The following is a 22,214-nucleotide window of genomic DNA, read 5'->3' on the forward strand; positions in this document are numbered from 1 at the left end:
GAGGCGGTCCGCCATTGCCGCCTAGCCCTTATCGTTTGCCGGCCGCCTCTTCGCGCCGGCGCTTGGCTTCTTCCAACAGGTAGACCTGGTAGTCGTCCAGATCGCCGTCGAAGTCGCTGACGCCGCCGCGCGACACCATCCAGAACTCGTCGCAGACCGCGCGCAGCAAGGCGCGGTCGTGGCTGACCAGCATCACCGAGCCTTCAAACTCGTTCAGCGCCACGCTCAAGGCCTCGCGGGTGGCCAGGTCCAGATGGTTGGTCGGCTCGTCCAGCAGCAACAGATTGGGGCGCAGCCAGACGATCATGCACAGCACCAGCCGCGCCTTTTCCCCGCCGCTCATGCTGCCCACCGCCTGCTTGACCATGTCGCCGCTGAAATTGAAAGTGCCCAGGAAATTGCGCAGACCCTGTTCGCGGCAGTCGTTGGCCGGCGGACGCAGTTGCGCCGGCGTTTCGCGCGCCAATCGAAGCATGTGCTGCAGCGGGTCGTCTTCCGGCCGCAATACGTCCAGTTCCTGCTGCGAGAAGTAGCCGATATTCAGGCCTTTGCCGCGGATGATCTCGCCGCTGGTGGCTGCCAGCGCTTCGGCCACTGTTTTGACCAGCGTGGATTTGCCTTGGCCGTTGGCGCCGAGGATGCCGATGCGCTGGCCGGCCAGCACCGAGCGGTTCACGCCTTTGACAATCACGGTGGGCGGCGTGCCTGCCGCGGCGTCTTCCGGCGCCGGATAGCCGAACGAAGCCTGCGACATGGTCAGCATCGGGTTGGGCAAACTGCCCGGTTCCTTGAATTCGAACTGGAACTCGGCATCGGCCAGCACCGGCGCGATCTTCTCCATCCGTTCCAGCGCCTTGACGCGGCTTTGCGCCTGCTTGGCCTTGCTGGCCTTGGCCTTGAAGCGGTCGATGAACTTTTGCAGGTGAGCCATTTTTTCCTGCTGCTTGGCCAGCGCGGCCTGCTGCAGAATCATCTGCTCGGCGCGCATGTCCTCGAACTTGCTGTAGTTGCCGCCGTAGCGCACCAGCTTGCCGTGGTCGATGTGCAGGGTGACATTGGTCACCGCGTCCAGGAATTCGCGGTCATGGCTGATCACCACCATGGTGCCGGCGTATTGCTTGAGCCAGGCTTCCAGCCAGACCAGCGCGTCCAGGTCGAGGTGGTTGGTCGGCTCGTCCAGCAGCAGCAGGTCCGACGGGCACATCAGCGCGCGCGCCAGCTGCAAGCGCATGCGCCAGCCGCCGGAGAAGCTGTTCACCGGCTGCTGCAACTCGGCCACGCTGAAGCCCAGGCCCAGGATCAACGCCTGGGCGCGGGCGGGCGCGTCGTGCTCGCCGGCATCGTTCAGGGCGGTGTAGGCATGCGCCATGCGCATGTAATCTTCGCCCGCTTCGGCTTCGGCCACTTCGCGCCGCGCCGCCAGCAAGAAGGTATCGCCCTCCACCACAAACTCAGTGGCGGTTTGCGATGTTTCCGGCATGTCCTGCGCCACCTGCGCCATGCGCCACTGGCTGGGAATGGAGAAATCGCCGCCGTCTTCGTGCAGGCTGCCGTTCAGCACCGCGAACAGCGAAGACTTGCCCGCGCCGTTGCGCCCTACCAGGCCAACCTTTTCGCCGGGATTGATGCTGACGGTTGCGCCGTCCAGCAAGACTTTAGTGCCGCGGCGCAAGGCCACGTTTTTCAGAATGATCATTGGGGATATAGCCGTGCTGCAAAATTTTAGGGAGCGAGAAAATAGCAGTCCTGGCGACCGCTTGCGTCCCGACGGAATGCGATGAATCAATAGCGCCTTCGGACAAAACACCAAGGCACACAGGGGATTATACGCAGATGCAAGCCACCGGAGGGTAAGCGGCTTTGTCGCAGTGAGGGCCAGGGGAGAGCGAAAGTGAAGGATGTCGCCCCGGTTTGGGCATTCAACCCGCATGAGTTGGCTGGGGCGACTGCATGGGGAAGCATTCAAGCCGCTGCATTTCCCGATCTGGCATGTACGGGGTGCTGCATAAGCTGCATCGCTCATCGCGTCGCTGAAAAATTCTCTTTGCGAGTGTTGGCGGTTGCAACAAAAAACGAGGTCCGCGAGTTGCGTGCTACCTGCATTTTTTCTGCAAGCATCTATGATTGAGGTGCAAGGACATGTTTGGCTCACCGGCGCAGGCTGGGAACCGAGACTACATGGGGAGGCATAAGATGAAGTTGGACGATTTCAATGTGGTGGCCGACCTGATCGGCATGAAGAAACGTTCGCGCGAGGCGGTGTGGCTGATGGAGGTGGAAGGCATGACAGGCTACTTCGCCGCGCAGCAGATGGATATCAGCGAATCCACCGTATCCCGCGCGCATGCGCGCTTCCGCCGCGCGGTCGGCAAGCTCAATACCCTATCGGGGCACTTGCCCCTCGGCTGAATAACCGTTCATTGCAGCACATTGGCCCGGAGCGTGTTTCCTCCGGGCCTTTTGTCGTGGTGGATTAGGCGCTGGCGGGCTTTGCTTGCTCGTTCGCATTTCGCGCGACTGGCGCGGCGGGCATGGCGATCAGGCGCGGCATCGGTCTGGGCAGGGCGCGCGGCATGCTCGTAGCGGACCGGTTTGTCGGAGATTTGCTATGCCATCCGTGGGTTTCGACTGCGGGTAGGCCTTCGGCGGATGGCTGGATAGGATCGCAGCTTGAATGTATGGGCGGATGCCTGCTTCTGTTAATTTGCGTGTCATCGCCGAAGGCGCGCGCAGGGCGAATGATATAACCAAGCCATCGGGCCGGATGGCCTGCTTGCCCTGAGTGGATGCCATGCGCTTCGCGATTACCCTTTCCGATCGTTTCAAACCAGTGCTTGACGTGTTCCTGCAGGCGGGTTGGCAGCCAGTGAAGGTGTTCTGCACGCCGGTGGACCACCGGATGCACCACAACAAGATGTCGGTGGCTTTCGCCGAGCAGCGCAAGCTGCCGCTGCAATTGTCGCCGATGCGGCCGCGGGATTTGGAGGAACTGGCGGAGCTGGGATGCGAAGCGCTGCTGGTGGGCAGTTACAACTGGCGCATTCCAGACTGGAAGCCCTATCTGAAGCGCGCGGTCAATTTCCATCCCTCGCCGTTGCCGATGGGGCGCGGACCTTATCCGCAGGTGCGCGCCTTGTTGGAGGGGCATCGCGAGTGGGGCTGCACCTGCCATAAAGTGAGCCCTGAGTTCGATGCGGGGGATATCCTGGCGCAGGAGCGTTTCGCGCTGGGAGAGGCCGACAGCCATCAGATGTTGGACATCAAGCTGCAACTGGCGCTGCACCGTCTGAGCCATATACTGGCTCATGATTTTGAACGCTTGTGGAGCGGGGCGAGGCCTCAAGGGGAGGGCGGCAGCTATTGGCCGCTGTGGACCGACGGCGACCGGATGCTGGATTTCAACCGCACCACGGCGGAGCTGTTGCGTCAGGTGCGGGCCTTCGGCGATTTCGAGTGCGCGGCGGTCGTCAACAACGTCACTTTTTTCATTCATCGCGCAGAGGGGTGGGTGGAGACGCATGGCTTCGCGCCGGGCAGCCTGGTTTATTCTCATGCCGAACAACTGCTGGTGGCGACTGGAGACGGGATGTTGCTGATCAGCGAGTGGAGCCTGTATGGTCCGGACGCGGTGACGGGGCGAGGCCGGCGCTGAGTCGGGGAGGGCGCTTGCTTGATGTATATGGCATTTTTGTGGCGCGAATGCCGCGGGATTGTCCTGAGCGGGATTGATTGATTGACCCTGCCTAGTGATTGTTAAAAAATGTGAATGGTTGGAAAGTGATCGGCAGGCGTGCGGAACGCCGGCTGGAAATCGCCGCAGGGGCATGCGCCTGGCGGCGATTGTTTTTATGGCTGGGCGGATGAGGTCGGCGCGGATGCGCGCTGAATGGGAATGATCAGGTTTTTGCTGTTGTTTTGCGCGTTTTGCGCCGTGGTGCTGGCGGCGAGTTGGCATGAGCTGGGAAATGAGCTGCAGCCGCGCGTATGCGTGGTGTGCGCGGGCAAGGCCTCGGCGCGAATCGCGGCCGCGGAGCCGCGGGATGGGGTGGAAAGGCTGGCGCTCGCGGCCGAGCTGATGTCTCGCAGCGAGAGCATGCGGGACGCGAAGAAATGGTTCGCGCTGGATTTGCTGGTGCTAGGCGTGGCAGTGCTGTGCCTGCTGGGCTATCTGCGCGGCATGCGCGAACAGGAAGACTGGTAAGGGGGAGGGAAGCGGCGTCCGCGGCGAGGCGGACGCCGTTTCGCCATTCGGGGCGCGGCGGGCGGAAGAGCTCGCCGCGCCCCTTGCGCTTACAGCACTTCGCCGGCGTAGTCGGCCAGCCGCGAGCGCTCGCCGCGCTGCAGCGTGATGTGGGCCGAGTGGCCCCAGCCCTTGAAGCGGTCCACCACGTAGGTCAGGCCGGAACTGCCTTCGGTGAGGTAAGGCGTGTCGATCTGGCTGACATTGCCCAGGCAGACCACCTTGGTGCCGGGGCCGGCGCGGGTGATCAGCGTCTTCATCTGCTTCGGCGTCAGGTTCTGCGCCTCGTCGATGATCAGGTACTTGTTGAGGAAGGTGCGGCCGCGCATGAAGTTAAGGCTTTTCACCTTGATGCGGCTGCGGATCAGGTCGCGGGTGGCGGCGCGGCCCCAATCGCCGCCGTCGTCGTCGCTCTTGTTCAGCACGTCAAGGTTGTCCTCCAGCGCGCCCATCCACGGCGCCATCTTTTCCTCCTCGGTGCCGGGCAGGAAGCCGATGTCCTCGCCCACCGGCACGGTGACGCGGGTCATGATGATCTCGCTGTAGATTTTCTGCTCCAACGTCATCGCCAGCCCCGCCGCCAGCGTCAGCAGCGTCTTGCCGGTGCCGGCCTGGCCCAGCAGGGTGATGAAGTCGACATTGGGGTCCATCAGCATGTTCAGCGCGAAGTTCTGTTCGCGGTTGCGCGCGGTGATGCCCCAGACGTTGTTCTTGTTGTGGCTGTAGTCTTTCAGCGTTTCCAGGACCGCGGTCTTGCCTTCCACCTTGATGACCCGCGCCTGGAACGGTTTTTCGCCCTCCTGCCATAGCAGCTGGTTGACGTAGAGCCCGTTGCAGTCCGGTCCGGCCAGCTGATAGTAGCTGCGGCCGTGGTCTTGCCAAGACTTCATGTCCTTGCTGTTGCGTTCCCAGAATATCTGCTCGATCTCGCGCGTGCCGGTGTACAGCACGTCGGTGTCTTCCAGCACCTTGTCGTTGAAGTAGTCTTCGGCTTCCAGGCCCAGCGCGCGGGCCTTGATGCGCATGTTGATGTCTTTGGACACCAGGATGACGGCGCGGCCCTGGTAGTGCTCCTTCAGCGCCATCACGATGCCGAGAATCTGGTTGTCGGCCTTGCCCATGGGCAGCGACGAGGGGAGAGTGCCGTTGATGGCCTGGGTCTGCAGGATCAGCTTGCCGCTGGCGGCGTCGCGGCTGGCATGCTTAAGGGGGATGCCTTCGGAAATGTCCAGTTCTTTGCCGCTGATGATGTCGTCGAGGAAGCGGCTGGCCTGGCGGGCGTTGCGCGCCACTTCGGACATGCCCTTCTTGTGGGTGTCCAGTTCTTCCAGCGTGATGATGGGGATGAACACATCGTGTTCTTCAAAGCGGTACAGACAGGTGGGGTCGTGCAACAGTACGTTGGTATCCAGTACGAACAGTTTGCACGCGGTGGTCTTTTTACGGCCGGCCATGATGTGGTCCCCTTGTTCATGTTCTGGCCCGGCCGGTCGGCCGGGCGGCTACGGCTTGCTACTTCAACGTCTTGACGTACGCCAGCACCTCCTCTGCGTGACCGGGCACTTTCACGCCGCGCCATTCGCGCGACACTTTGCCGGAGGCATCGATGACGAAAGTGCTGCGCTCGATGCCCCGCACTTGTTTGCCGTACATGTTTTTCATCTTGATGACGCCGAATAGGCCGCAGGCGGTTTCCTCGGCGTCGGACAGCAGCTCGAACGGCAGCTCCAGCTTGGCCTTGAAGTTGTGGTGGGACTTCAGGCTGTCGCGGGAGATGCCGACGATTTCGGCGCCCAGCGCGGCGAATTCCGGATGGAGGTCGCGGAAAGCCATGCTTTCATTGGTGCAGCCGGGCGTGTTGTCTTTGGGGTAGAAGTAGATCACCAGCGGCTTGCGGCTGGAGGAGAGCTGAAAATCGGCGCCGGCGGTGCCGGGCAGGGTGAAGTCGGGGCAGGGTGTGCCTGTCATGCATAACTCCTGGTAGTGTGCAGGGGTCCGCCTTGTTTGGAGCTTAGCGGATTATCCTTGCGGTTGTCACGTTATCCTTCGTCATGGATTTCTCCGGGCGCGGGCCGGCGCAAAAGCACCAGCAGCGAGCCGCCCGCGCCGCCGGTTTCCGCCTCGCAGAAAGCCAGCACGTCGGGGTGGTGCTGCAGCCAGCTGCGCACCAGTTTTTTCAGCACCGGCTCTCCCTGCGGCGAGCCGAATCCCTTGCCGTGGATCACTTTCACGCATTGGCCGCGGTGGCGGGCGCGGTGGATGAACAGCGCCAGCGCGTCCTGCGCCTGATGGCGGGTGTAGCCGTGCAGGTCCAGCTGGGCGCAAACCGGCCAGTTGCCCTGGCGCAGCCGTTTCAGCGTGGCGGACGGCATGCCGGGGCGGGCGTACTGCTGCAACTGGTGGGTGGGTTCGAACCAGCCTATCTGATGCTGCAGGATTTCCTGGCAGGCGGCCGCGTGCAGCGCCGGGCCCTGGCTGGGCTTGCGCGGACGGGGACTGGGCTTGGGAGGCTGAGGGTGGTGGCGGTCGTCAGGCTTTAGCGGCTTGACCTTGCCGACCGACTGGCGGAAATCCGCCTCCTCGGGCACTGCAGGCTGCGGCAAGGCCGTCCGCGGCGGGGCGGCCTGGCGCAGCGTCTGGCGAAGGCCCTTCAGAGTGTCCTTGAAGGTCTTCATGATGCAGGGTTCCGGCGCTTACTTCAGGCTGTCGAGATAGCGCTCGGCGTCCAGGGCGGCCTGGCAGCCGGAGGCGGCGCTGGTCACTGCCTGGCGGTAGATGTGGTCTTGCACGTCGCCGGCGGCGAAAACGCCGTCAATGCTGGTCAGGGTGGCGTTGCCGTCGCGGCCGCCCTTGGTGATCAGGTAGCCGGTGGCGTCCATTTCCAGCTGGCCCTTGAAGATGTCGGTGTTGGGCTTGTGGCCGATGGCGATGAAGACGCCGGTCAGCGCCAGGTTTTCGCTGGCGCCGTCGTTCAGCTTCACTCGCACGCCGGTCACGCCGGTGTTGTCGCCCAGCACTTCGTCCAGCGTGGCATTCAGCTTCAGGCTGATCTTGCCCTCGGAGACGCGGCTCATCAGCTTGTCGACCAGGATTTTCTCGGCGCGGAAGGTGTCGCGGCGGTGGATCAGGGTGACGTGCTTGGCGATGTTGGCCAGGTACAGCGCTTCTTCGACCGCGGTGTTGCCGCCGCCGACCACCGCCACGTCCTGGTTGCGGTAGAAGAAGCCGTCGCAAGTGGCGCAGGCGGACACGCCCTTGCCGGAGAAAGCTTCTTCGGACGGCAGGCCCAGGTATTGGGCGGAAGCGCCGGTGGCGATGATCAGCGCGTCGCAGGTGTATTCGCCTGCGTCGCCCACCAGGCGGATCGGCTTCTCGCTCAGGTGGGTGGTGTGGATGTGGTCGAACAGGATTTCAGTGCCGAAGCGCTCGGCGTGCTGCTGGAAGCGCTGCATCAGCTCCGGCCCCTGCACGCCTTCCGCGTCGGCAGGCCAGTTATCCACGTCGGTGGTGGTCATCAGCTGGCCGCCCTGGGCCATGCCGGTGATGATTACCGGCTTCAGGTTGGCGCGGGCGGCGTAGACCGCTGCGGTGTAGCCGGCCGGGCCGGAGCCAAGAATCAGCAGAGGGCTGTGACGGGGTGCGCTCATGTGTGTTTTCCTGTCGTCAAAAGGGGTGGATTGGCTGACATTCTAGCAGTTTTGTTGTGACAGCAGGCCTGCGGGCCGCTACACTGCAAGCAATGGCAGCATGTCAAACGTGGAGGTTGGGGTATGGATGGATTAAGTCAAGTGAGCGCGAATGTCAGCACCAATGCGCAGGCTCTGGTGCTGAAAAAGGCGATGCAGGCGCAATCGCAGGCGGCCATGACCCTGCTGCAGGGCGCGGAACAGTCCGCGCAGCAGATCCAGGCTTCCAATCCCGCCCATCTGGGACAAAATCTCGACGTGCGCGCCTGAGCAGGCGCAGCGTGCGAAAAAGCGACCTTCGGGTCGCTTTTTTATTGTCCCCGGTTTGATGGAGCACGGCATGCTGGCGGGTCTTTTCTTCGGGCGTGGCGCCGCGCCGCGGCTTTGGCCGTCACTGCCGGCTTGTGCGGCTCCTTGCTTTGGTTTGGGATTATTTTCAAATTAAACTGTAAAATCATCCAATCTTCAGGCTAATTATCAATTGGGCCTGGCAGGACAATAATCGACTCCCAAGCAAACCAGCAACCAGGAGCCGATATGAACCGTCTTCCCAATCTGATAAGCGCCAGCCTGCTGGCGTTCGTTTCCTGCGCCGCGATGGCCGCCGATGCGTTGCCGCAACCGGCGCGGGTGTTTTCCGAACGCAACGGCGGAAATGCCGCCGCGGTGAAACTGGCGGCCTTGCGTTACGCCGCCTTCTGGAACACCGGCGATCCGCGCTACGCCGAGCTGGCGCTGGACCCGGACTTTCTCGACCGCACGCTGCCCGAGGGGCGGCGCCAGGGTACGGCCGGGCCGTTGCAGGCTTCGCAAACCTTCCGCGCCGCCGTGCCGGATCTGAAGGTGGAAGTCACCGATATGGTGCTGGCCGCCGACCGGGTGGCGCTGCGCCTGCATTTCACCGGCCATTTCAGCGGCAAGTTCGGCGATGTCCAGGGCGCAGGCCAGGCGGTGGATTTCCAGGCTTTCGACCTCTACCGGGTGAAAAACGGCCGCATCGCCGAGAACTGGCATCTGGAAGACAACCTGACCCTGTTGAAGCAATTGGGAGCGCTGAAGCCATGAGCGCGGCCACGGATTTTCTGCGGCAAAAAACGGTGGCGGTTCTGGGCGGCACCTCCGGCATCGGGCGGGCTGTGGCGCAGGCCGCGGCTGACGCCGGCGCCCAGGTTTACGTGCTGGGCCGTTCCGTCGCCCAGCCCGGCCCCTGGCAGAGCCTGCGGGCCGACGTCACTGATCTGCACAGCCTGCGCAACGCCTTCGCCGGCATCGGCCGCATCGACCATCTGATTCTGACCGCCGGCGCGCGGGTCGGCTCGCCGAGGTTGGAGGACATGACGGGCGACGATCTGCGCCAGACCTTCGAGGTGAAGTTGTTCGGCAATCTTCTGGCGGCGCAGCAGGCCTTGCCTTACTTGGCCGCGGATGCCTCCATCACTTTCACGTCAGGCCTGCTGTCGCGCAAATACAGCGCCGGCGGCTTGCTCAAGAGCACGGTCAACGCGGCGCTGGAGGCAGCGGCCAGGAATCTGGCCAAGGAGCTGGCTCCGCGCCGGGTCAACGCGGTGAGTCCCGGCGTGGTGGACACCGAGCTGTGGGGCGAGCCCGGCGCGGAAGGGCGCGGGGCGGCGATGGCGCGGATCGCGTCCGGGCTGCCGCTGGGCAGGGTGGGCAGGCCGCAGGATTTGGCCCAAGCTTATCTGTTCGCGATGGGCAATGCCTTCCTCACCGGCGCGGTGCTGGATGTGGATGGCGGCGGTTTGCTGTAGCCGGAGGACGCGATGAAGAGAACGCTAGCAATCAACCGCCGCCAGTTTCTGGCCAGCGCCACGGCCGGAGGCGCGAGCCTGGCCATGGGGCAAGGGCAGGCCTGGGCGGCAAAGGGAAGGACAGGAAAAATGACGCAAAACAAGCATGAGCAAACCGGATTCTGGCCGGGAGACACCCGGTTGGTGATTTCCATCTCCATGCAGTTCGAGGCCGGCGCGCAGCCGGAGCGCGGCGCCGGCGGGCCGTTTCCGCCGCTGGATCCGAAGTATCCGGATCTGCCGATGCAGACCTGGTACGACTATGGCGTGAAGGAGGGCATCCCGCGCATGCTGGACCTGTGGGACCGCACCGGCGTCAAGATCACCTCGCACATGGTGGGCCAGGCGGTGGACCGCAATCCGCGGCTGGCGCGCGAGATCGTCGAGCGCGGCCATGAAGCGGCCGGCCACGGCCAGACCTGGGAGCCGCAGTATTCGATGACGCCGGAACAGGAGCGGGCTGGCTACCAGGCCAGCATCGCCAGCATCGAGCGCGCCACCGGCACGCGGCCGATCGGCTTCAACGCCTTCTGGCTGCGCGGCACGCCCAACACGCTGGGCATCCTGCAAGAGCTGGGCTTCGTCTACCACATCGACGACATCAGCCGCGACGAGCCGTTCACGGTGCCGGTGAACGGCAAGCCGTTCATGGTGGTGCCGTACACGCTGCGCAACAATGATATCGTCCGTTACGACTCGCCGGCATTGACCGCGGATGCCTATCTGGCTGACCTGAAGGCCGAGTTCGACCTGCTGTACCAGGAGGCCGGCCATCGCCGCAGGATGATGTCGATCAGCACCCACGACCGCATCTCCGGCACGCCGGCGCGGGTGAAGGCGCTGGAGACCTTCATCCGCTACGCGCAGGGCCATCCCGGCGTGCGCTTCATGCGCAAGGACGAGATCGCGCGCTTCGCGCTCACTGCGCCCGGTGTGCCGACGTCTTGACCAAGTGGGTTTTCTTCTTGGCGCCGTTCTTCGCGACGGCAGTCTTGGGGCCGGCGGCTTTCCGCGCGGCCTTTTTCGCGCGCGGCTTGGCCGGAGCCGCCTGGGCGATCGCCGCCTTGCCGCGGGCGGCCTTGCCTTTGGCCAACGTGGGTTTGGGCATTGGCGCGGCAACCGGCTTGTAGCCGCTCAGTTCGGCCACCAGCTTGTTCACGCCGTTGCTCAGATGCTGGTAGTGGGTGCCGCCGCTGCGGGTGAGGCCCACCCATACCGCGACGTCGTTGCGCGGCGCCAGCGCCGCGTAGCCCAGGAAGCCGCCGCCGCCCGCCGTTTTCTGGATGATTTCCGGCGAGTTGGGGCTGGGCTCCATCCGTATCCACGCCAGGCCCAGCTGGTCCGCCTGGCCGGCCACGTCCATGCCGCGCAGGCTGCTCAGGTCGGCGCGCTGCAAATGCATGCGCAGCGTCTGGTCGCGCAACTGGCGGCGGGCCTCGTTCTGCGGGTGGAGCAGCTCCTGCAGCCAGCGCTGCATGTCGCGGGGAGTGGAATAAATCCCGCCGCTGCCTATCGCCGCCGTGGTGTCCACGCAGGGGCTGGCGCCGTAGCCTTCCATCAGCCGCGCGCACTGGGCGGGACTGGGGCTGAAGGTGGTGTCCTTCATGCCCAGCGGGACAGTGATTTTTTCCCGGAATAGGACCGGATAGGGCTTGCCGGAGGCGCGGGACAGCGCGTCGGCCAGCAGGTCGAAGCCGAGGTTGGAATACTGGGCGCGCTGTCCGGGCGCAAGCTTGTTCTTGGTGCCGGACAGCCAGCTCCAGCGTTGCTGGACATTGGGCCAGACGAAAACCGGCGTGTCCTTGGGCTTTTCGCCCGGCATTTCGCGCGGCACGCCGCTGGTGTGGGTGGCGAGGTTGAGCAGGGTGATCGATTGTCCCGCCGACGGCAGCGCCACGCCGGCCGGCGCGTATTTCTGCAGCGGGTCGTCCAGCTTCACTTTTCTGTCCAGGGTCAGCGCGCTCAACACTTCGCCGGTCATGGCCTTGCTGATGCTGGCGATGCGGAGCAGCGAATCGGCGTCCGGCGTCTGCCGGCTGCCGGACCGGGTCTCGCCGTAGAAGCGCATCTGGGTTTGATTCTTGTCGATGACCACCATGGTCATGCCGATGGCCCTGCTGTTCTTGAAAATCTGCTGGCCGTAACGGTCTATCGGGGATTCGGCCGGTTGCGCGGCGGCCTGGGCCAGGGTGGAAAGCAGGGGCAGGCCGAGGCTTAGCAGAGGGAAAATTCTCATTGTTGTTCCGTGTTGCTGTTGGGCGCGGACGGCGCCGATGAATCTTTGCGCTGCATTGTATTGCCGGTTTGGCCCGAACGGTACGGAAAGATTGCTAATACCTGCTAACCGGAGGTTGCGGAGCGATTTTTCGGCGTCAAAAACGCAAGATCGCCAAAGACTGCGCCGCGAGATACAAACCCAGGCCGAACGCCGCGTGCGCGGACAGGCTGCGAAGCCTGGCGGCCTTGGGGTTGGGCGTGTTGCGGGCTGCGATGCCGGCCCCCATTCCCGGTTGCAGAATCAGGAAGGGCGCGGCCACGCTTAGCAGGCCGAAAGCCAGCGCCGGGAGCAGCGTGGGCCGGGCCAGCCAGGCCGGGCCGCACAGCGCCAGCAGCAAGTAGGCGAACAGCATGCCGATCAAATAGTGCACAGCCCAGCCCAGCGCTTTTTCGCCGGGGATGGGGGCGGAGCGGCCGATGCCGTCATGGCGGAAATGGCCGCGCGGCAGGTGGCCCAGCCAGCGGCCGACCATCGCGTAATCCAGCGATGGAATGCCGAAGCCGCGTTTCAGCAACAGCGCCCACGCATCCATGATCAGGGTCGCCCCTATGCCCAGCGCCGCCGCGTAGGGCAGCAGCGATTGCCATGCCTTGTCCATTGGGAATGCCTTTCTTGTCTCGATTCGCAGGTGAGTCTAAGTTTTGATAAACTATCATTCAATTTATTGATTGAATGATGATGCGATGGAGGCGGAGATGTCAATGGGCTTGGATGTGGCGAGGCATGGCGCGCTGGATGAATTCGCCGAGCTGGCGCGTACGCTGGGCAGCCCGCATCGCTTGCTGCTGCTTGAGCTGGCGGCGCAGGGGGAGTGGAGCGTGGAAGCTTTGGCCGAGCAGGCGGGCTTGAGCGTGGCCAACGCCTCGCAGCATCTGCAGCAACTCAAGCGCGCCGGCTTCGTGCTGTCGCGCCGGGACGGCAAGCATGTGCGATATCGGCTGGGCGAGGGGCCGGTGATCCCATTGCTGGCGGCGCTGCGTCAATGCGTGGAGCATCGGCGGGCGGAATTGGGACGGCTGGCCGCCGGCTTGGCCGGCGGCGCGGAGGGCATGTCACGCGAGGCCTTGTTGGCGCGATTGCGCGATGGCGACGTGTTGCTGCTGGATGTGCGTCCGCGAGAAGAGTATCTCCAGGGGCATCTGCCCGGCGCCATGAGCCTGCCGCTGGAGCAGCTGGAGCGCCGGTTGGCCGAGCTTCCGCCGGCGCTGGAGATTGTTGCCTACTGCCGCGGGCCGTATTGCGCGCTGTCGGCGCAGGCAGTGGCGATGCTGCGGGCTGCTGGGCGGCCGGCGCGACGGTTGATGGACGGTTATCCGGACTGGAAGGCCGCGGGCTTGGCCGTGGAGCGCGGTTAGGCGCGCTCGGCGGCCCTGCGGCCGGCCTAGTTATTATGGCTCTCAACCCATCAGTCCTGGGGCCGCGTTCGGCGATATCGGCTAGATTGCGCGTCCCGAGATTGCGCCCCAGCACGCTGGCCTGACATTCACGAGCGCTTGCGGCGCGACGGCCTCATGCCCGTAACTTGGCCTTATCGTGAGAATTCCGCCAACAGGAAGTCGACCAGTCGCCGTATCCGCGCCGGCTGCAGGCGATGGCCGGGGTAGAGCAGATGCAGCGGCGCGGGCTCGGTGAAGTAGTCGTCCAGCACTGTCGCCAGCCGGCCGGCGGCGAGATCGGCGGCGATGTCCAGCTGCGACTTATAGGCGAAGCCGAGGCCCTGCACCGCCCAGCGGCGCAGCACCTCGCCGTCGTTGCTCTGGCGCGCGCGCACCAGCCGCAGCGTTCTGGCCTCCCCCATGTCTCGATAGCGCCATTCGTTCATCGGCCCGTGGCCGGTCATCAGCGTCAGGGTGGGAAGCGCGGCCAGATCCTGAGGGTGGCTGGGCATGCCCAGCCTTTCCAGCAGCGCCGGCGCGGCGCAGACCACGCGGCGGCTGGCGGCCAGCTGCCGAGCCACCAGGCTGCTGTCCGCGGGCTGGCCATAGCGGATGGCGAGGTCGATGTCGTCGCCGATCAGGTCGGCCGGCGTGTCGCTGAGCGACAGCGAGAAATGCACGGCGGGGTGTTCGGCGCCGAAGCGGTCCAGGCAGCCCAGCAACTGGTTGCGGCCCAGGTCGGACGGCGCGGACAGGCGGATCACGCCGCTCAGCTCCCGCTGTTCCTGCTGCAGCCGGTGCTCGCCTTCCTCCAGCAGCTCCAGCGCCTGCCGGCAGTACGTTAGATAGGTTTCGCCGGCTTCGGTCAGCCGCAGCCGGCGGGTGGTGCGCTGGAACAGGCGGGCGCCCAGCGCGGCTTCCATGCGCTGGATGCAGGCGCTGGCGGCCGCGGGGGACAGGCCGTGCTTGCGGCCGGCGGCGGAGAAACTGCCAAGCAGGGAGGCGTCCTGAAACAGGCGCAGGTCGGCCAGGCGGTCGAACGGCATCGATCTTTCCTTGCAAAAACGAAACAGGCCATGCCGCGGGGCATGGCCTGTCGACGGGTGTCGCCGCAGTTTACAGCGTTTCGGTGTTGGCCAGCAGCCAGTCGCGCGCCGCGCCGTCCACCAGCGGCAGCAGCCGCGCGCGCACTTCGGCGTGGTAGCCGTTCAGCCAGTCGATCTCCGGCCGGGTCAGCAGCGAGTGGTCGATGCAGCGGCGGTCGATCGGGCACAGCGTCAGCGTCTCGAACTTCAGGAAGTCGCCGAACTGGTTTTGCTCCGACGCCACGTTCAGCACCAGGTTTTCGATGCGCACGCCCCATTGGCCGGCGCGGTACACGCCCGGTTCGATCGAGGTGATCATGCCCTCCTGCATCGCCATGTGCGGTTCCGGCACGGCGCGCGAGATGCTCTGCGGGCCCTCGTGCACGTTGAGGAAATAGCCTACGCCGTGGCCGGTGCCGTGGCCGAAGTCGATGTCGTGCTGCCACAGCGGCGCGCGCGCCAGCGCGTCCAGCATCGGCGACAGCGTGCCGCGCGGGAAGTGGGCCATCGACAGCGCCAGCGTGCCTTTCAGCACCAGGGTGAAGTCGCGCTTCTGCTCGGCGGAAGGGCTGCCGACAGCCAGCACGCGGGTGATGTCGGTGGTGCCGCCCAGGTATTGGCCGCCGGAGTCGATCAGCAGCAGGCCATCGCCCTTGATCTCGCTGTGCGCTTCCGGGGTGGCGTGATAGTGCGGCAGCGCGCCGTTGGCGTTGAAGCCGGCGATGGTGCCGAAGCTGGGCGAGACGAAGCCCGGGCGGCGCGCGCGGGCGGCGGTGATTTCTTCGTCTATGGTCAGCTCGGTGATGCGGGCCTGGTTGACGTTGGCTTCGAACCAGGCGAAGAACTCGGCCAGCGCCGCGCCGTCCTGCTCCATCGCGCGGCGCACGTGCTCGGCTTCGGCCGCGCTCTTGCGCGATTTCATCAGCGTGCTGGGGTTGATCGCCTCGATCACCTTGACGCCGTCCGCCACCGCCTGGCGCAGGCCCAGCGTGACGCGGCGCGGGTCGATCAGCAGCGCGCCGTCGGGCAACGCGGACAGAGCGGGCTTGGCTTCGGCGTAATCGCTCACCCAGACGCCATCGGCTGCCAACTGGGCGGCGAGGGCGGCGTCTATCTTGCCCGGCGCGACGAACAGCGTGGCCGAACCGGCCTCGACCAGAGCGTGGGCGATGAATACCGGGTTGTAGCTGACGTCGGCGCCGCGCAGATTGAACAGCCAGGCGATGTCGTCCAGCGTGGAGATGAAGTGGCGCTCGGCGCCGGCCGCGCGCATCGCTTCGCGCACGCGGGCCAGTTTGGCGGCGCGGCTTTCCGGCGCGTAGGCGCCGTCATGCTGGTAGACGGCGGCGGCGGGCAGCGCCGGGCGGCCGGGGTAGATCGCGTCGATCAGGTCGATGTCGGTGCGCAGGGCGACGCCGCGCGGCTCCAGCGCGGCTTGCAGCGCCTTGGCCGCGGCCAGGCCCAGCACATCGCCGTCCACCGCCAGCGTCTGGCCAGGCTTCAGCGTGTCCGCCAGCCATTGCAGGTGCAAGCTGCTGGCGGCGGTGTCGATTTTCATCAACTCAACGCCGGTGCCGGCCAGTTCCTGCTCGGCCTGGACCCAGTAGCGGCCGTCGGCCCAGACGCCGGCGAAGTCGGCGCTGACGATCAGCGTGCCCATCGATCCGGTGAAACCGGACAGCCATTGGCGCGCCTGCCAGCGCTTGGGCAGGTATTCGGAAATATGCGGGTCGGACGAGGGCACCAGACAGGCGTCGACGCCGGCGTTCTTCATCGCGGCGCGCAGCGAGGCGATGCGTTGCGGAATGGTGTCCAATTGCGGGGTTGCTACAGTGTTCATGCCGGCTCCGGGAGGGTGGTTGCATGCATTCTGTAAGCAAAGGAAACGCCGCGCAAGTGGATGAGCGCGGCTCATGGCTGGCATGCTCATCCGCCGGCGCGGCGGCTATGGAGCCGAGCGTGGCTCAGCGGTGCTTGACGCGGCGGTGGCCAGGGCGGCCTGCTACGTTGCAAAGCTGGACGAGCGTGGACAGAAAATGCTTCATCATGGATTCCTTTGTCGTTTTGTCGCCGCCTTTGGCTCGGTGCGAGCTTTGTTTGGCGTGAATTTGAATGATAATGGCATTTATTGATTTGGCAAGATATTTGATGCAAGGCAAGATGTTGCGCGCATTTTTGTTGCGTTTCTAACATCCCTGGCGATTCTTACTATACTGAGGCCGGTGTCGGTCATGCCGACGCTCGACTAAATCAGGAGCGAATCATGAGCAAATCCAGACACACCAGCAAAGAGTCGAAGAAACAGCCGTTGATGACGCCAAAGGAGAAACGGGCCGCCAAGCATCAGAAGAAGCATGCGCCGGAAGCCCCCGTCATCGTTCCTCACTAGCCGGCCGCGCTTGAGCTGCGCCATCGCCGAACCCGACCGCCCGGCATGGGCGGATATTTCCGGCCGCTTGGCCGGACAAGAGGACAAGCCTCCCGAGCATGGCGCTGCGGGAGGTTTTTCATTGGGCCTTCAGTCTTGCGCCAGCCCGATCTTCAGGGCCGCGTAATCGTAGCTGGTGATTTCGTAGCCGTTGCCGTCCGGATCGAGGAAATACATCGACCAAGAAAGCTCGTGGTCCACGGCTTCCGGCTGCGTGCCCAGCTCTCTCCGCAGATGGGCGCGCCATTGTAGGAAGCCGTCGGCATCCACGCCCAGCGCGATCACAGCCCCAGGAACGACTTCGGGCCGTTCGAACAGCGCCAGCTTGAGCGTGCCGGCCGCATTGGCGACGGTCAACGGGCCGCGGCCGGGGCTCCAGGATTCCAGCTCGGGCACGCGGATGAGGCCAAACACGCGGCGGTACCAGGCTTCGGCGGCGGCGCGGTCGCGCGCGTAGACGTGGATGTGGTCTATGCCATGGATGTCGGGTGTCATGTCTGTTGCTCCTTTTTGAGCGCGGCGGCGCTCATGCGGTTGGCCAGCCGGGCGACGCGCCGGCCCAGATGGCGGGCGGTGGCCAGGTCGGACGAGTGCAGCTTGCCATCCGGGCTGTGCGCGGTGGCGCCCAGCTGGCAACCCAGACGGTTGAGCCCCTCCGGGCTGTAGCCGGCGGCGATCTCCAGCCCGCACCACAGAATGCCGTGCTGGGCGGCCAGCGTGGAGAAGTAGGCCAGCGTGCATTGCTGGTCGCCGTTCAGGTTGCCGCCTATGGTGAAGCCGGCGGCGATCTTGTCGGCCCAAGCCTGGCGGCACCAGTTGGCGCTGCTGGCGTCGGCGAAGGCCTTGAACTGCGCGGCGGGCCCGCCCATGAAGGTGGGACTGCCGAAGATGATGGCGCTGGCGTCCTGCAGCTCGTCGGCGAAGGCCTGGATCGGGTAGCGGCCGTGCTGGATATGTTGCGGCAGTATGCGCAGCAGGCGGGCGTGGCCATATTCGGCCGCGCCTTTCTGGATGGCTTCGGCCAGCCGGTGGGTGCTGTCGCCGCTGGAATAATAGACGATCTGGATATGGCTCATGTCGTTCGTGTAATGAATGATTGCCATGCTAGTATCAAAGTTAAAGTTAACTTTAAATCAATGCGAATATGGAAGATAGCGCCATCACCATCGGCCGATTGGCCAAGCGCACCGGCGTGGCGGCCAGCGCCTTGCGGTTTTACGAGGCGAGAGGGCTGATCCACAGCGTGGGCGAGGCGGGCAAGACCCGGCGCTATCGCCGCGATGCGATACGCCGGGTGTCGTTCATCCGCGTAGCTCAGGCGATGGGCATGAGCCTGCAGGACATCGGCGCGGCGCTGGCCGAGCTGCCGTCGCAGCGCACGCCGACGGCCGACGACTGGGCCAAGATCTCGCAGGCCTGGCGCCCGTTGCTGCAGGCGCGGATAGACGCGCTATGCCGGCTGCGGGACCAGCTGGACAGCTGCATAGGCTGCGGCTGCCTGTCTCTGGAGCGCTGCAAGCTGTACAACCCGGACGACGAGGCGGGGGAGAAGGGAAGCGGGCCGCGCTTTTTGCTGGATAAGAAAGCGTGAGCCGCGCCGCCGCGTCGGCTTGGGCTACAGCGCTTTGCGCAGGAAAATCCGGCTGGTTCCAGGCGGATCGCAGGGGATTTCCCCGAAAACCTGCCAGCCGTGTTTTTGGTAAAAGCCCGGAGCCTGGAAACTGATGGTGTACAGCACGGCATGGCGGCAGCCGCGCCGGCGTCCTTCATCCTCGAAGGCCGTCAGTATTTGGCTGCCCACGCCGCGGCCGCGCAGCGACTCGGGCAAATGGAACAGGTCCAGAAACAGCAGGCCGAGCGAGCTGCGGCCGTAGGCGCCGCCGAAAACCTCTCCACTGAAGGGGTCGCGCGCCAGCACCGCCAGCGTCTGGCGGTCGGCATAGCCGGCGATGTCGTCGTTATAGCGGTTCAGCCCGTTCTCGATGATGTCGGCCTCGTTGGGCGGAATGTGGTTCTGGATGACGATTTCAGGCGTGTGCATGGTTTGGATTATGGTTATGATTTTGACATTTTAGATTGGCGCGCTGCCGCGCAGCAATCAGCAAGGGAGTTTTGCATTGGCTTGGGATGCTTTCCGTTGTTTCGGCCGGGGGCCGGAAAGCGGCAATCTGGCGCTGGTGTGTCATGGCCCGGAAGCCGAGCGCTTGAGCGCCGCCCAACGGCAGGAGATGGCGCGCGGCCTGCATGCGCCGGCTTGCGTGTTCATCGATCCGGGCGTGGAGCCGGACGAGGCCGCGGCCTTGGATTATTACTATCCCCATGCACGCAGCGCGCTGTGTCTGCATGCCTCGCTGGCCGCCGCCGCGTGGCTGCGGCGGCGCGATGGCAAGCTGCCCGCCGCGGTGCGCACCGCCAATGGCCAGCGCTTGCTGCTTGATGAAGAGGGCGACGCCATCCTGTTTCGCCTGCGGGAGCAAGCCGTGGCGGCCGATGCCCCATCGACGGCATGGCTGGCGGAGGCGCTGGGGTGTCCGCCCACGTCCATGGTTTCAGCTCCGGCGCTGGTTTCGGCCGGCAGCGCCAAGCTGCTGGTTGAGTTGGACAATGCCGAAAGCTTGCGGCGGTTGACGCCTGACCTGGCCCGCATCGTTGCCTGGGGCAGGGAGGCCGGCGTCAATGGCTGCTATGCCTATGCCCGACTGGATGGCGCCGTGTATCAAGGCCGCAATTTCAATCACCTTGATCCTGCGTTGGAGGACGCCGCCACCGGCGTGGCCGCCGCGGCGCTGAGTTTGCATTTGCGTCGGGCGCTGGTGTTGAGGCAGGGCGATTGGCATGGCAATCCTTGCGAACTAAGGGCGCGGTTCGGCGGCGAGTGGGTGGAGGTGGGCGGCCGCTGCCGCGCGCTTGAGGGCTGGGCCGCATGATTTCGACAGTATTTTTCGATTTCGACGGGGTGTTGACTACCGATAAATACGGTTCCGACACCACCAACCGTTATCTGGGTAACGCGACCGGATTGGGATTCGAGCGCGTGGATCGAGTGATGGAGTGCTACAACGGCGCGCTGCTGCTTGGACGGCTCAGCCATCGCGACATCTGGCCCAATCTATGCCGCGAGCTGGAGGCGGATATCGATTTCGCTTTGCTGGATGAGGCCTTCCGCAGCACGCCAATGAATGAGGGCGTGCTGGCGTTGGCGTGGCGGCTGCGAGGTAGTTTCCGATTGGGCATCATTACCGACAACAAACAGGACAGGATGGACTGTTTGCGCGCTTTGCACGGACTGGATGGGTTGTTCGATCCCATCGTGGTATCCGCGGCGATCGGCGCGGACAAGTCGGATGGGGAAATCTTTCGGCACGCATTGGCATTGTGCGGCTTGCGGGCAGAGCAGTGCCTGTTCATCGACAACAGCCGTCGCAATTTGGAAACCGCGGGCCGGATGGGCATGGCGACAATCTTCCACGACGATGAGATCAATGATGTAGAGCGCTTGAGTCTGGCGTTGCGGCAGAGTTTGGACGCAGCTTTTACGGCTTGAGGCGTACTGGCGTTGGCTAAGGGTGGTGAATTTCCCGATTGCATATTTACATCTTAAGATATATCGTAAGATGCAAATGCGCCGTTCGCGCACAGAGCAGCGGGCAGCATCCGCAAGGGAGAATAAGCATGCAACAGGCGGTAACAGTGACGGGCTATCACGCCCATGTGTATTTCGACGAAAACAGAAAGGCGCGCGCCAGTTGGCTCAGGGAGGCGGTGCAGCAGCGTTTCGATGTCAGCGTGGGGCGGTGGCGCGACCAGGCGTACGGGCCGCATCCCTGCGGGGCGTACCAGCTGGCGTTCGACGCCGCGCAGTTCGGCGAACTGGTGCCGTGGCTGATGTTGAACCGGGGCGAACTGGATATTCTGGTGCATCCGCTCAGCGGCGACGATGTCGAGGACCACAGCGATTTCGCGATGTGGCTGGGACAGCCGCTGGACTTGGACATCGCCTATCTGCGCGAACGAGGGCAGCGCAGGGATGGAGGCGGAAACTGAGGGAATAAAAAAACCGCCGGCGAAGATCCGGCGGTTTTGATTTGACGGCGGGAGGCGCTTACGGGCGCTCAACCGCCAGCGCCACGCCCATGCCGCCGCCGATGCACAGAGTGGCCAGGCCCTTCTTGGCGCCGCGGCGCTGCATTTCGTGCAGCAGCGTCACCAGCACCCGGCAGCCGGACGCGCCGATCGGGTGGCCCAGCGCGATCGCGCCGCCGTTGACGTTGACCTTGTCCGAGCCCCAGCCCAGCTCCTTGGCCACGCCCAGCGCCTGGGCGGCGAAGGCCTCGTTGGCTTCCACCAGATCCAGGTCTTCCACTTTCCATGCGGCTTTGGAGAGCGCCTTGCGGGTGGCGGACACCGGGCCGATGCCCATGATTTCCGGTTCGCAGCCGGTGAGCGCGTAGCCCTTGATGATGGCCAGCGGCTTCAGGCCCAGCTGGTCGGCCTTCTGGGTGGACATCAGCAGCACGGCGGCCGCGCCGTCGTTGATGCCGGAGGCGTTGCCGGCGGTGACAGTGCCATCCTTCTTGAAGGCCGCGCGCAGTTTGGCCAGGCTTTCGGCGCTGGCGTCGTGCTTGATGAACTCGTCGGCGTCGAAGGCTAGCGGGTCGCCCTTGCGTTGCGGCACCAGCACCGGAACGATCTCGTCCTTGAACTTGCCGGCTTTCTGGGCGGCGGCGGCACGCTGCTGCGATTGCAGCGAGAAGGCGTCCTGCTCTTCGCGGCCGATGCCGTATTTGGCGGCCACGTTCTCGGCGGTGATGCCCATGTGGTAGGCGTTGTAGGCGTCGGTCAGGCCGTCGTTGACCATGGAGTCCACCAGCTGGGCGTTGCCCATGCGGAAACCGTCGCGCGAGCCGGGCAGGATGTGCGGCGACAGCGACATGCTTTCCTGTCCGCCGGCGATGACGATGTCGGCATCGCCAGCCAGGATGGCCTGGGCCGCCAGATGCACGGCGCGCAGGCCGGAGCCGCACACCACGTTCAGCGTGGTGGCGGGGGTGGTGACCGGCAGGCCGGCCTTGATCAGCGCCTGGCGCGCCGGATTCTGGCCGCTGCCGGCGGTGAGCACCTGGCCCAGGATCACTTCGCTGACGTCTTCCGGCTTGACGCCGGTTTTTTCCAGCAGCGCCTTGATCACGGTGGCGCCCAGCTCCGGCGCCGGGATTTTGGCCAATCCGCCGCCGAAGCTGCCGATTGCGGTGCGTTGCGCGGCTACGATCGCTACTTCCATGTCTTTCTCCTTTTGCTTGCGGCCCTCGCGAA

The 22,214-nt window shown here is 64.8% G+C and carries 28 protein-coding genes; 15 read left to right on the forward strand and 13 right to left on the reverse strand.

Annotated features, from left to right (window positions below; genetic code table 11):
• Positions 1 to 28: 28 nt before the first annotated feature.
• The gene (locus VL52_RS14105) at positions 29 to 1,696 is read right to left on the reverse strand and encodes an ABC-F family ATP-binding cassette domain-containing protein (RefSeq protein WP_046157609.1); all 1,668 of its coding nucleotides are present in this window, start codon (positions 1,694 to 1,696) and stop codon (positions 29 to 31) included.
• A 195-nt stretch (positions 1,697 to 1,891) separates the two neighbouring features.
• On the opposite strand from VL52_RS14105, the gene VL52_RS24570 reads away from it, so the two are divergent.
• From VL52_RS24570 to VL52_RS14120, 4 genes are all read left to right on the forward strand, one after another.
• Positions 1,892 to 2,128 (forward strand): hypothetical protein, encoded by a 237-nt coding sequence (locus VL52_RS24570; RefSeq protein ID WP_144410253.1) that lies wholly within the window; start codon positions 1,892 to 1,894, stop codon positions 2,126 to 2,128.
• 65 nt (positions 2,129 to 2,193) lie between these two features.
• The gene (locus tag VL52_RS14110; protein WP_021475958.1) at positions 2,194 to 2,409 is read left to right on the forward strand and encodes a sigma factor-like helix-turn-helix DNA-binding protein; all 216 of its coding nucleotides are present in this window, start codon (positions 2,194 to 2,196) and stop codon (positions 2,407 to 2,409) included.
• 382 nt (positions 2,410 to 2,791) lie between these two features.
• A complete protein-coding gene (locus VL52_RS14115) occupies positions 2,792 to 3,652 on the forward strand; it encodes a methionyl-tRNA formyltransferase (RefSeq protein WP_046157610.1) in 861 nt (286 codons plus the stop codon).
• A 234-nt stretch (positions 3,653 to 3,886) separates the two neighbouring features.
• Complete coding sequence (locus tag VL52_RS14120; RefSeq protein WP_144410254.1) at positions 3,887 to 4,201, forward strand: hypothetical protein; 315 nt, start codon at positions 3,887 to 3,889, stop codon at positions 4,199 to 4,201.
• 89 nt (positions 4,202 to 4,290) lie between these two features.
• Here VL52_RS14120 and VL52_RS14125 read toward each other — a convergent pair whose 3' ends face one another.
• The 4 genes from VL52_RS14125 to trxB all read right to left on the reverse strand — a co-directional run bounded on the left by VL52_RS14125 (position 4,291) and on the right by trxB (position 7,887).
• Positions 4,291 to 5,694 carry a PhoH family protein gene (locus tag VL52_RS14125; protein ID WP_046157612.1) on the reverse strand — a complete coding sequence of 468 codons (1,404 nt, stop codon included), beginning with the start codon at positions 5,692 to 5,694 and terminating at the stop codon, positions 4,291 to 4,293.
• A gap of 58 nt (positions 5,695 to 5,752) precedes the next feature.
• Positions 5,753 to 6,208, reverse strand: a complete 456-nt coding sequence (locus VL52_RS14130) for a peroxiredoxin (RefSeq protein ID WP_046157613.1) — start codon at positions 6,206 to 6,208, stop codon at positions 5,753 to 5,755.
• Positions 6,209 to 6,279: 71 nt separating this feature from the next.
• The gene (locus VL52_RS14135) at positions 6,280 to 6,915 is read right to left on the reverse strand and encodes a Smr/MutS family protein (protein ID WP_046157614.1); all 636 of its coding nucleotides are present in this window, start codon (positions 6,913 to 6,915) and stop codon (positions 6,280 to 6,282) included.
• A gap of 18 nt (positions 6,916 to 6,933) precedes the next feature.
• Positions 6,934 to 7,887, reverse strand: coding sequence for a thioredoxin-disulfide reductase (gene trxB / locus VL52_RS14140; RefSeq protein ID WP_046157615.1), 954 nt, complete (start codon positions 7,885 to 7,887; stop codon positions 6,934 to 6,936).
• Positions 7,888 to 8,028: 141 nt separating this feature from the next.
• Between trxB and VL52_RS24065 the strand changes: the two genes are divergently transcribed.
• From VL52_RS24065 to VL52_RS14155, 4 genes are all read left to right on the forward strand, one after another.
• On the forward strand, positions 8,029 to 8,196 hold the full coding sequence (locus VL52_RS24065; protein WP_021475965.1) for a putative motility protein: 168 nt from the start codon (positions 8,029 to 8,031) through the stop codon (positions 8,194 to 8,196).
• 267 nt (positions 8,197 to 8,463) lie between these two features.
• Positions 8,464 to 8,991: an ester cyclase gene (locus VL52_RS14145; RefSeq protein WP_021475966.1), complete on the forward strand. Its 528-nt coding sequence runs from the start codon at positions 8,464 to 8,466 to the stop codon at positions 8,989 to 8,991.
• Complete coding sequence (locus VL52_RS14150) at positions 8,988 to 9,695, forward strand: SDR family oxidoreductase (protein WP_046157616.1); 708 nt, start codon at positions 8,988 to 8,990, stop codon at positions 9,693 to 9,695. Before VL52_RS14145 ends, VL52_RS14150 begins: the two co-directional genes overlap by 4 nt.
• A gap of 12 nt (positions 9,696 to 9,707) precedes the next feature.
• Positions 9,708 to 10,682, forward strand: a complete 975-nt coding sequence (locus tag VL52_RS14155) for a polysaccharide deacetylase family protein (RefSeq protein ID WP_046157617.1) — start codon at positions 9,708 to 9,710, stop codon at positions 10,680 to 10,682.
• Here VL52_RS14155 and ampH read toward each other — a convergent pair.
• Positions 10,654 to 11,970: a D-alanyl-D-alanine-carboxypeptidase/endopeptidase AmpH gene (gene ampH / locus VL52_RS14160; RefSeq protein ID WP_046157618.1), complete on the reverse strand. Its 1,317-nt coding sequence runs from the start codon at positions 11,968 to 11,970 to the stop codon at positions 10,654 to 10,656. The two genes, VL52_RS14155 and ampH, sit on opposite strands and share 29 nt — an antisense overlap.
• 136 nt (positions 11,971 to 12,106) lie before the next feature.
• On the reverse strand, positions 12,107 to 12,610 hold the full coding sequence (locus VL52_RS14165) for a DUF2938 domain-containing protein (protein ID WP_046157619.1): 504 nt from the start codon (positions 12,608 to 12,610) through the stop codon (positions 12,107 to 12,109).
• 97 nt (positions 12,611 to 12,707) lie between these two features.
• Between VL52_RS14165 and VL52_RS14170 the strand changes: the two genes are divergently transcribed.
• Complete coding sequence (locus tag VL52_RS14170) at positions 12,708 to 13,367, forward strand: ArsR/SmtB family transcription factor (RefSeq protein ID WP_046157645.1); 660 nt, start codon at positions 12,708 to 12,710, stop codon at positions 13,365 to 13,367.
• A 173-nt stretch (positions 13,368 to 13,540) separates the two neighbouring features.
• Here VL52_RS14170 and VL52_RS14175 read toward each other — a convergent pair whose 3' ends face one another.
• On the reverse strand, positions 13,541 to 14,434 hold the full coding sequence (locus VL52_RS14175) for a LysR family transcriptional regulator (protein WP_046157620.1): 894 nt from the start codon (positions 14,432 to 14,434) through the stop codon (positions 13,541 to 13,543).
• A 70-nt stretch (positions 14,435 to 14,504) separates the two neighbouring features.
• Positions 14,505 to 16,289 (reverse strand): aminopeptidase P family protein, encoded by a 1,785-nt coding sequence (locus VL52_RS14180; protein WP_200896025.1) that lies wholly within the window; start codon positions 16,287 to 16,289, stop codon positions 14,505 to 14,507.
• Between the two features lie 97 nt (positions 16,290 to 16,386).
• Between VL52_RS14180 and VL52_RS14185 the strand changes: the two genes are divergently transcribed.
• Together VL52_RS14185 and VL52_RS25575 are read left to right on the forward strand one after the other, a co-directional pair.
• Positions 16,387 to 16,605, forward strand: coding sequence for a hypothetical protein (locus tag VL52_RS14185; RefSeq protein ID WP_046157622.1), 219 nt, complete (start codon positions 16,387 to 16,389; stop codon positions 16,603 to 16,605).
• A gap of 131 nt (positions 16,606 to 16,736) precedes the next feature.
• Positions 16,737 to 16,862 carry a hypothetical protein gene (locus VL52_RS25575; protein WP_021475974.1) on the forward strand — a complete coding sequence of 42 codons (126 nt, stop codon included), beginning with the start codon at positions 16,737 to 16,739 and terminating at the stop codon, positions 16,860 to 16,862.
• 129 nt (positions 16,863 to 16,991) lie between these two features.
• Here the strand turns inward: VL52_RS25575 and VL52_RS14190 are convergent, their stop codons facing one another.
• Positions 16,992 to 17,396 carry a VOC family protein gene (locus VL52_RS14190; RefSeq protein WP_052729302.1) on the reverse strand — a complete coding sequence of 135 codons (405 nt, stop codon included), beginning with the start codon at positions 17,394 to 17,396 and terminating at the stop codon, positions 16,992 to 16,994.
• A complete protein-coding gene (locus VL52_RS14195) occupies positions 17,393 to 18,004 on the reverse strand; it encodes a flavodoxin family protein (RefSeq protein ID WP_235429302.1) in 612 nt (203 codons plus the stop codon). The genes VL52_RS14190 and VL52_RS14195 overlap by 4 nt, the downstream gene beginning before the upstream one ends.
• A 41-nt stretch (positions 18,005 to 18,045) precedes the next feature.
• Here VL52_RS14195 and soxR point away from each other — a divergent pair, with 41 nt between their 5' ends.
• Positions 18,046 to 18,492, forward strand: a complete 447-nt coding sequence (gene soxR, locus VL52_RS14200; RefSeq protein ID WP_021475977.1) for a redox-sensitive transcriptional activator SoxR — start codon at positions 18,046 to 18,048, stop codon at positions 18,490 to 18,492.
• A 24-nt stretch (positions 18,493 to 18,516) separates the two neighbouring features.
• Here soxR and VL52_RS14205 read toward each other — a convergent pair whose 3' ends face one another.
• Positions 18,517 to 18,942 (reverse strand): GNAT family N-acetyltransferase, encoded by a 426-nt coding sequence (locus tag VL52_RS14205; RefSeq protein WP_046157623.1) that lies wholly within the window; start codon positions 18,940 to 18,942, stop codon positions 18,517 to 18,519.
• A 76-nt stretch (positions 18,943 to 19,018) separates the two neighbouring features.
• Here VL52_RS14205 and VL52_RS14210 point away from each other — a divergent pair, with 76 nt between their 5' ends.
• The 3 genes from VL52_RS14210 to VL52_RS14220 all read left to right on the forward strand — a co-directional run bounded on the left by VL52_RS14210 (position 19,019) and on the right by VL52_RS14220 (position 20,945).
• Positions 19,019 to 19,828: a PhzF family phenazine biosynthesis protein gene (locus VL52_RS14210; RefSeq protein ID WP_046157624.1), complete on the forward strand. Its 810-nt coding sequence runs from the start codon at positions 19,019 to 19,021 to the stop codon at positions 19,826 to 19,828.
• Positions 19,825 to 20,445 (forward strand): HAD-IA family hydrolase, encoded by a 621-nt coding sequence (locus VL52_RS14215; protein WP_046157625.1) that lies wholly within the window; start codon positions 19,825 to 19,827, stop codon positions 20,443 to 20,445. Before VL52_RS14210 ends, VL52_RS14215 begins: the two co-directional genes overlap by 4 nt.
• Before the next feature lie 128 nt (positions 20,446 to 20,573).
• Positions 20,574 to 20,945: a DOPA 4,5-dioxygenase family protein gene (locus VL52_RS14220; protein ID WP_046157626.1), complete on the forward strand. Its 372-nt coding sequence runs from the start codon at positions 20,574 to 20,576 to the stop codon at positions 20,943 to 20,945.
• Between the two features lie 58 nt (positions 20,946 to 21,003).
• Here VL52_RS14220 and VL52_RS14225 read toward each other — a convergent pair whose 3' ends face one another.
• Positions 21,004 to 22,182, reverse strand: a complete 1,179-nt coding sequence (locus VL52_RS14225; protein WP_046157648.1) for an acetyl-CoA C-acetyltransferase — start codon at positions 22,180 to 22,182, stop codon at positions 21,004 to 21,006.
• Positions 22,183 to 22,214 lie beyond the last annotated feature (32 nt).

The sequence above is a fragment of the Chromobacterium vaccinii genome (assembly GCF_000971335.1).
In the GTDB taxonomy this organism is placed as follows: domain Bacteria; phylum Pseudomonadota; class Gammaproteobacteria; order Burkholderiales; family Chromobacteriaceae; genus Chromobacterium; species Chromobacterium vaccinii.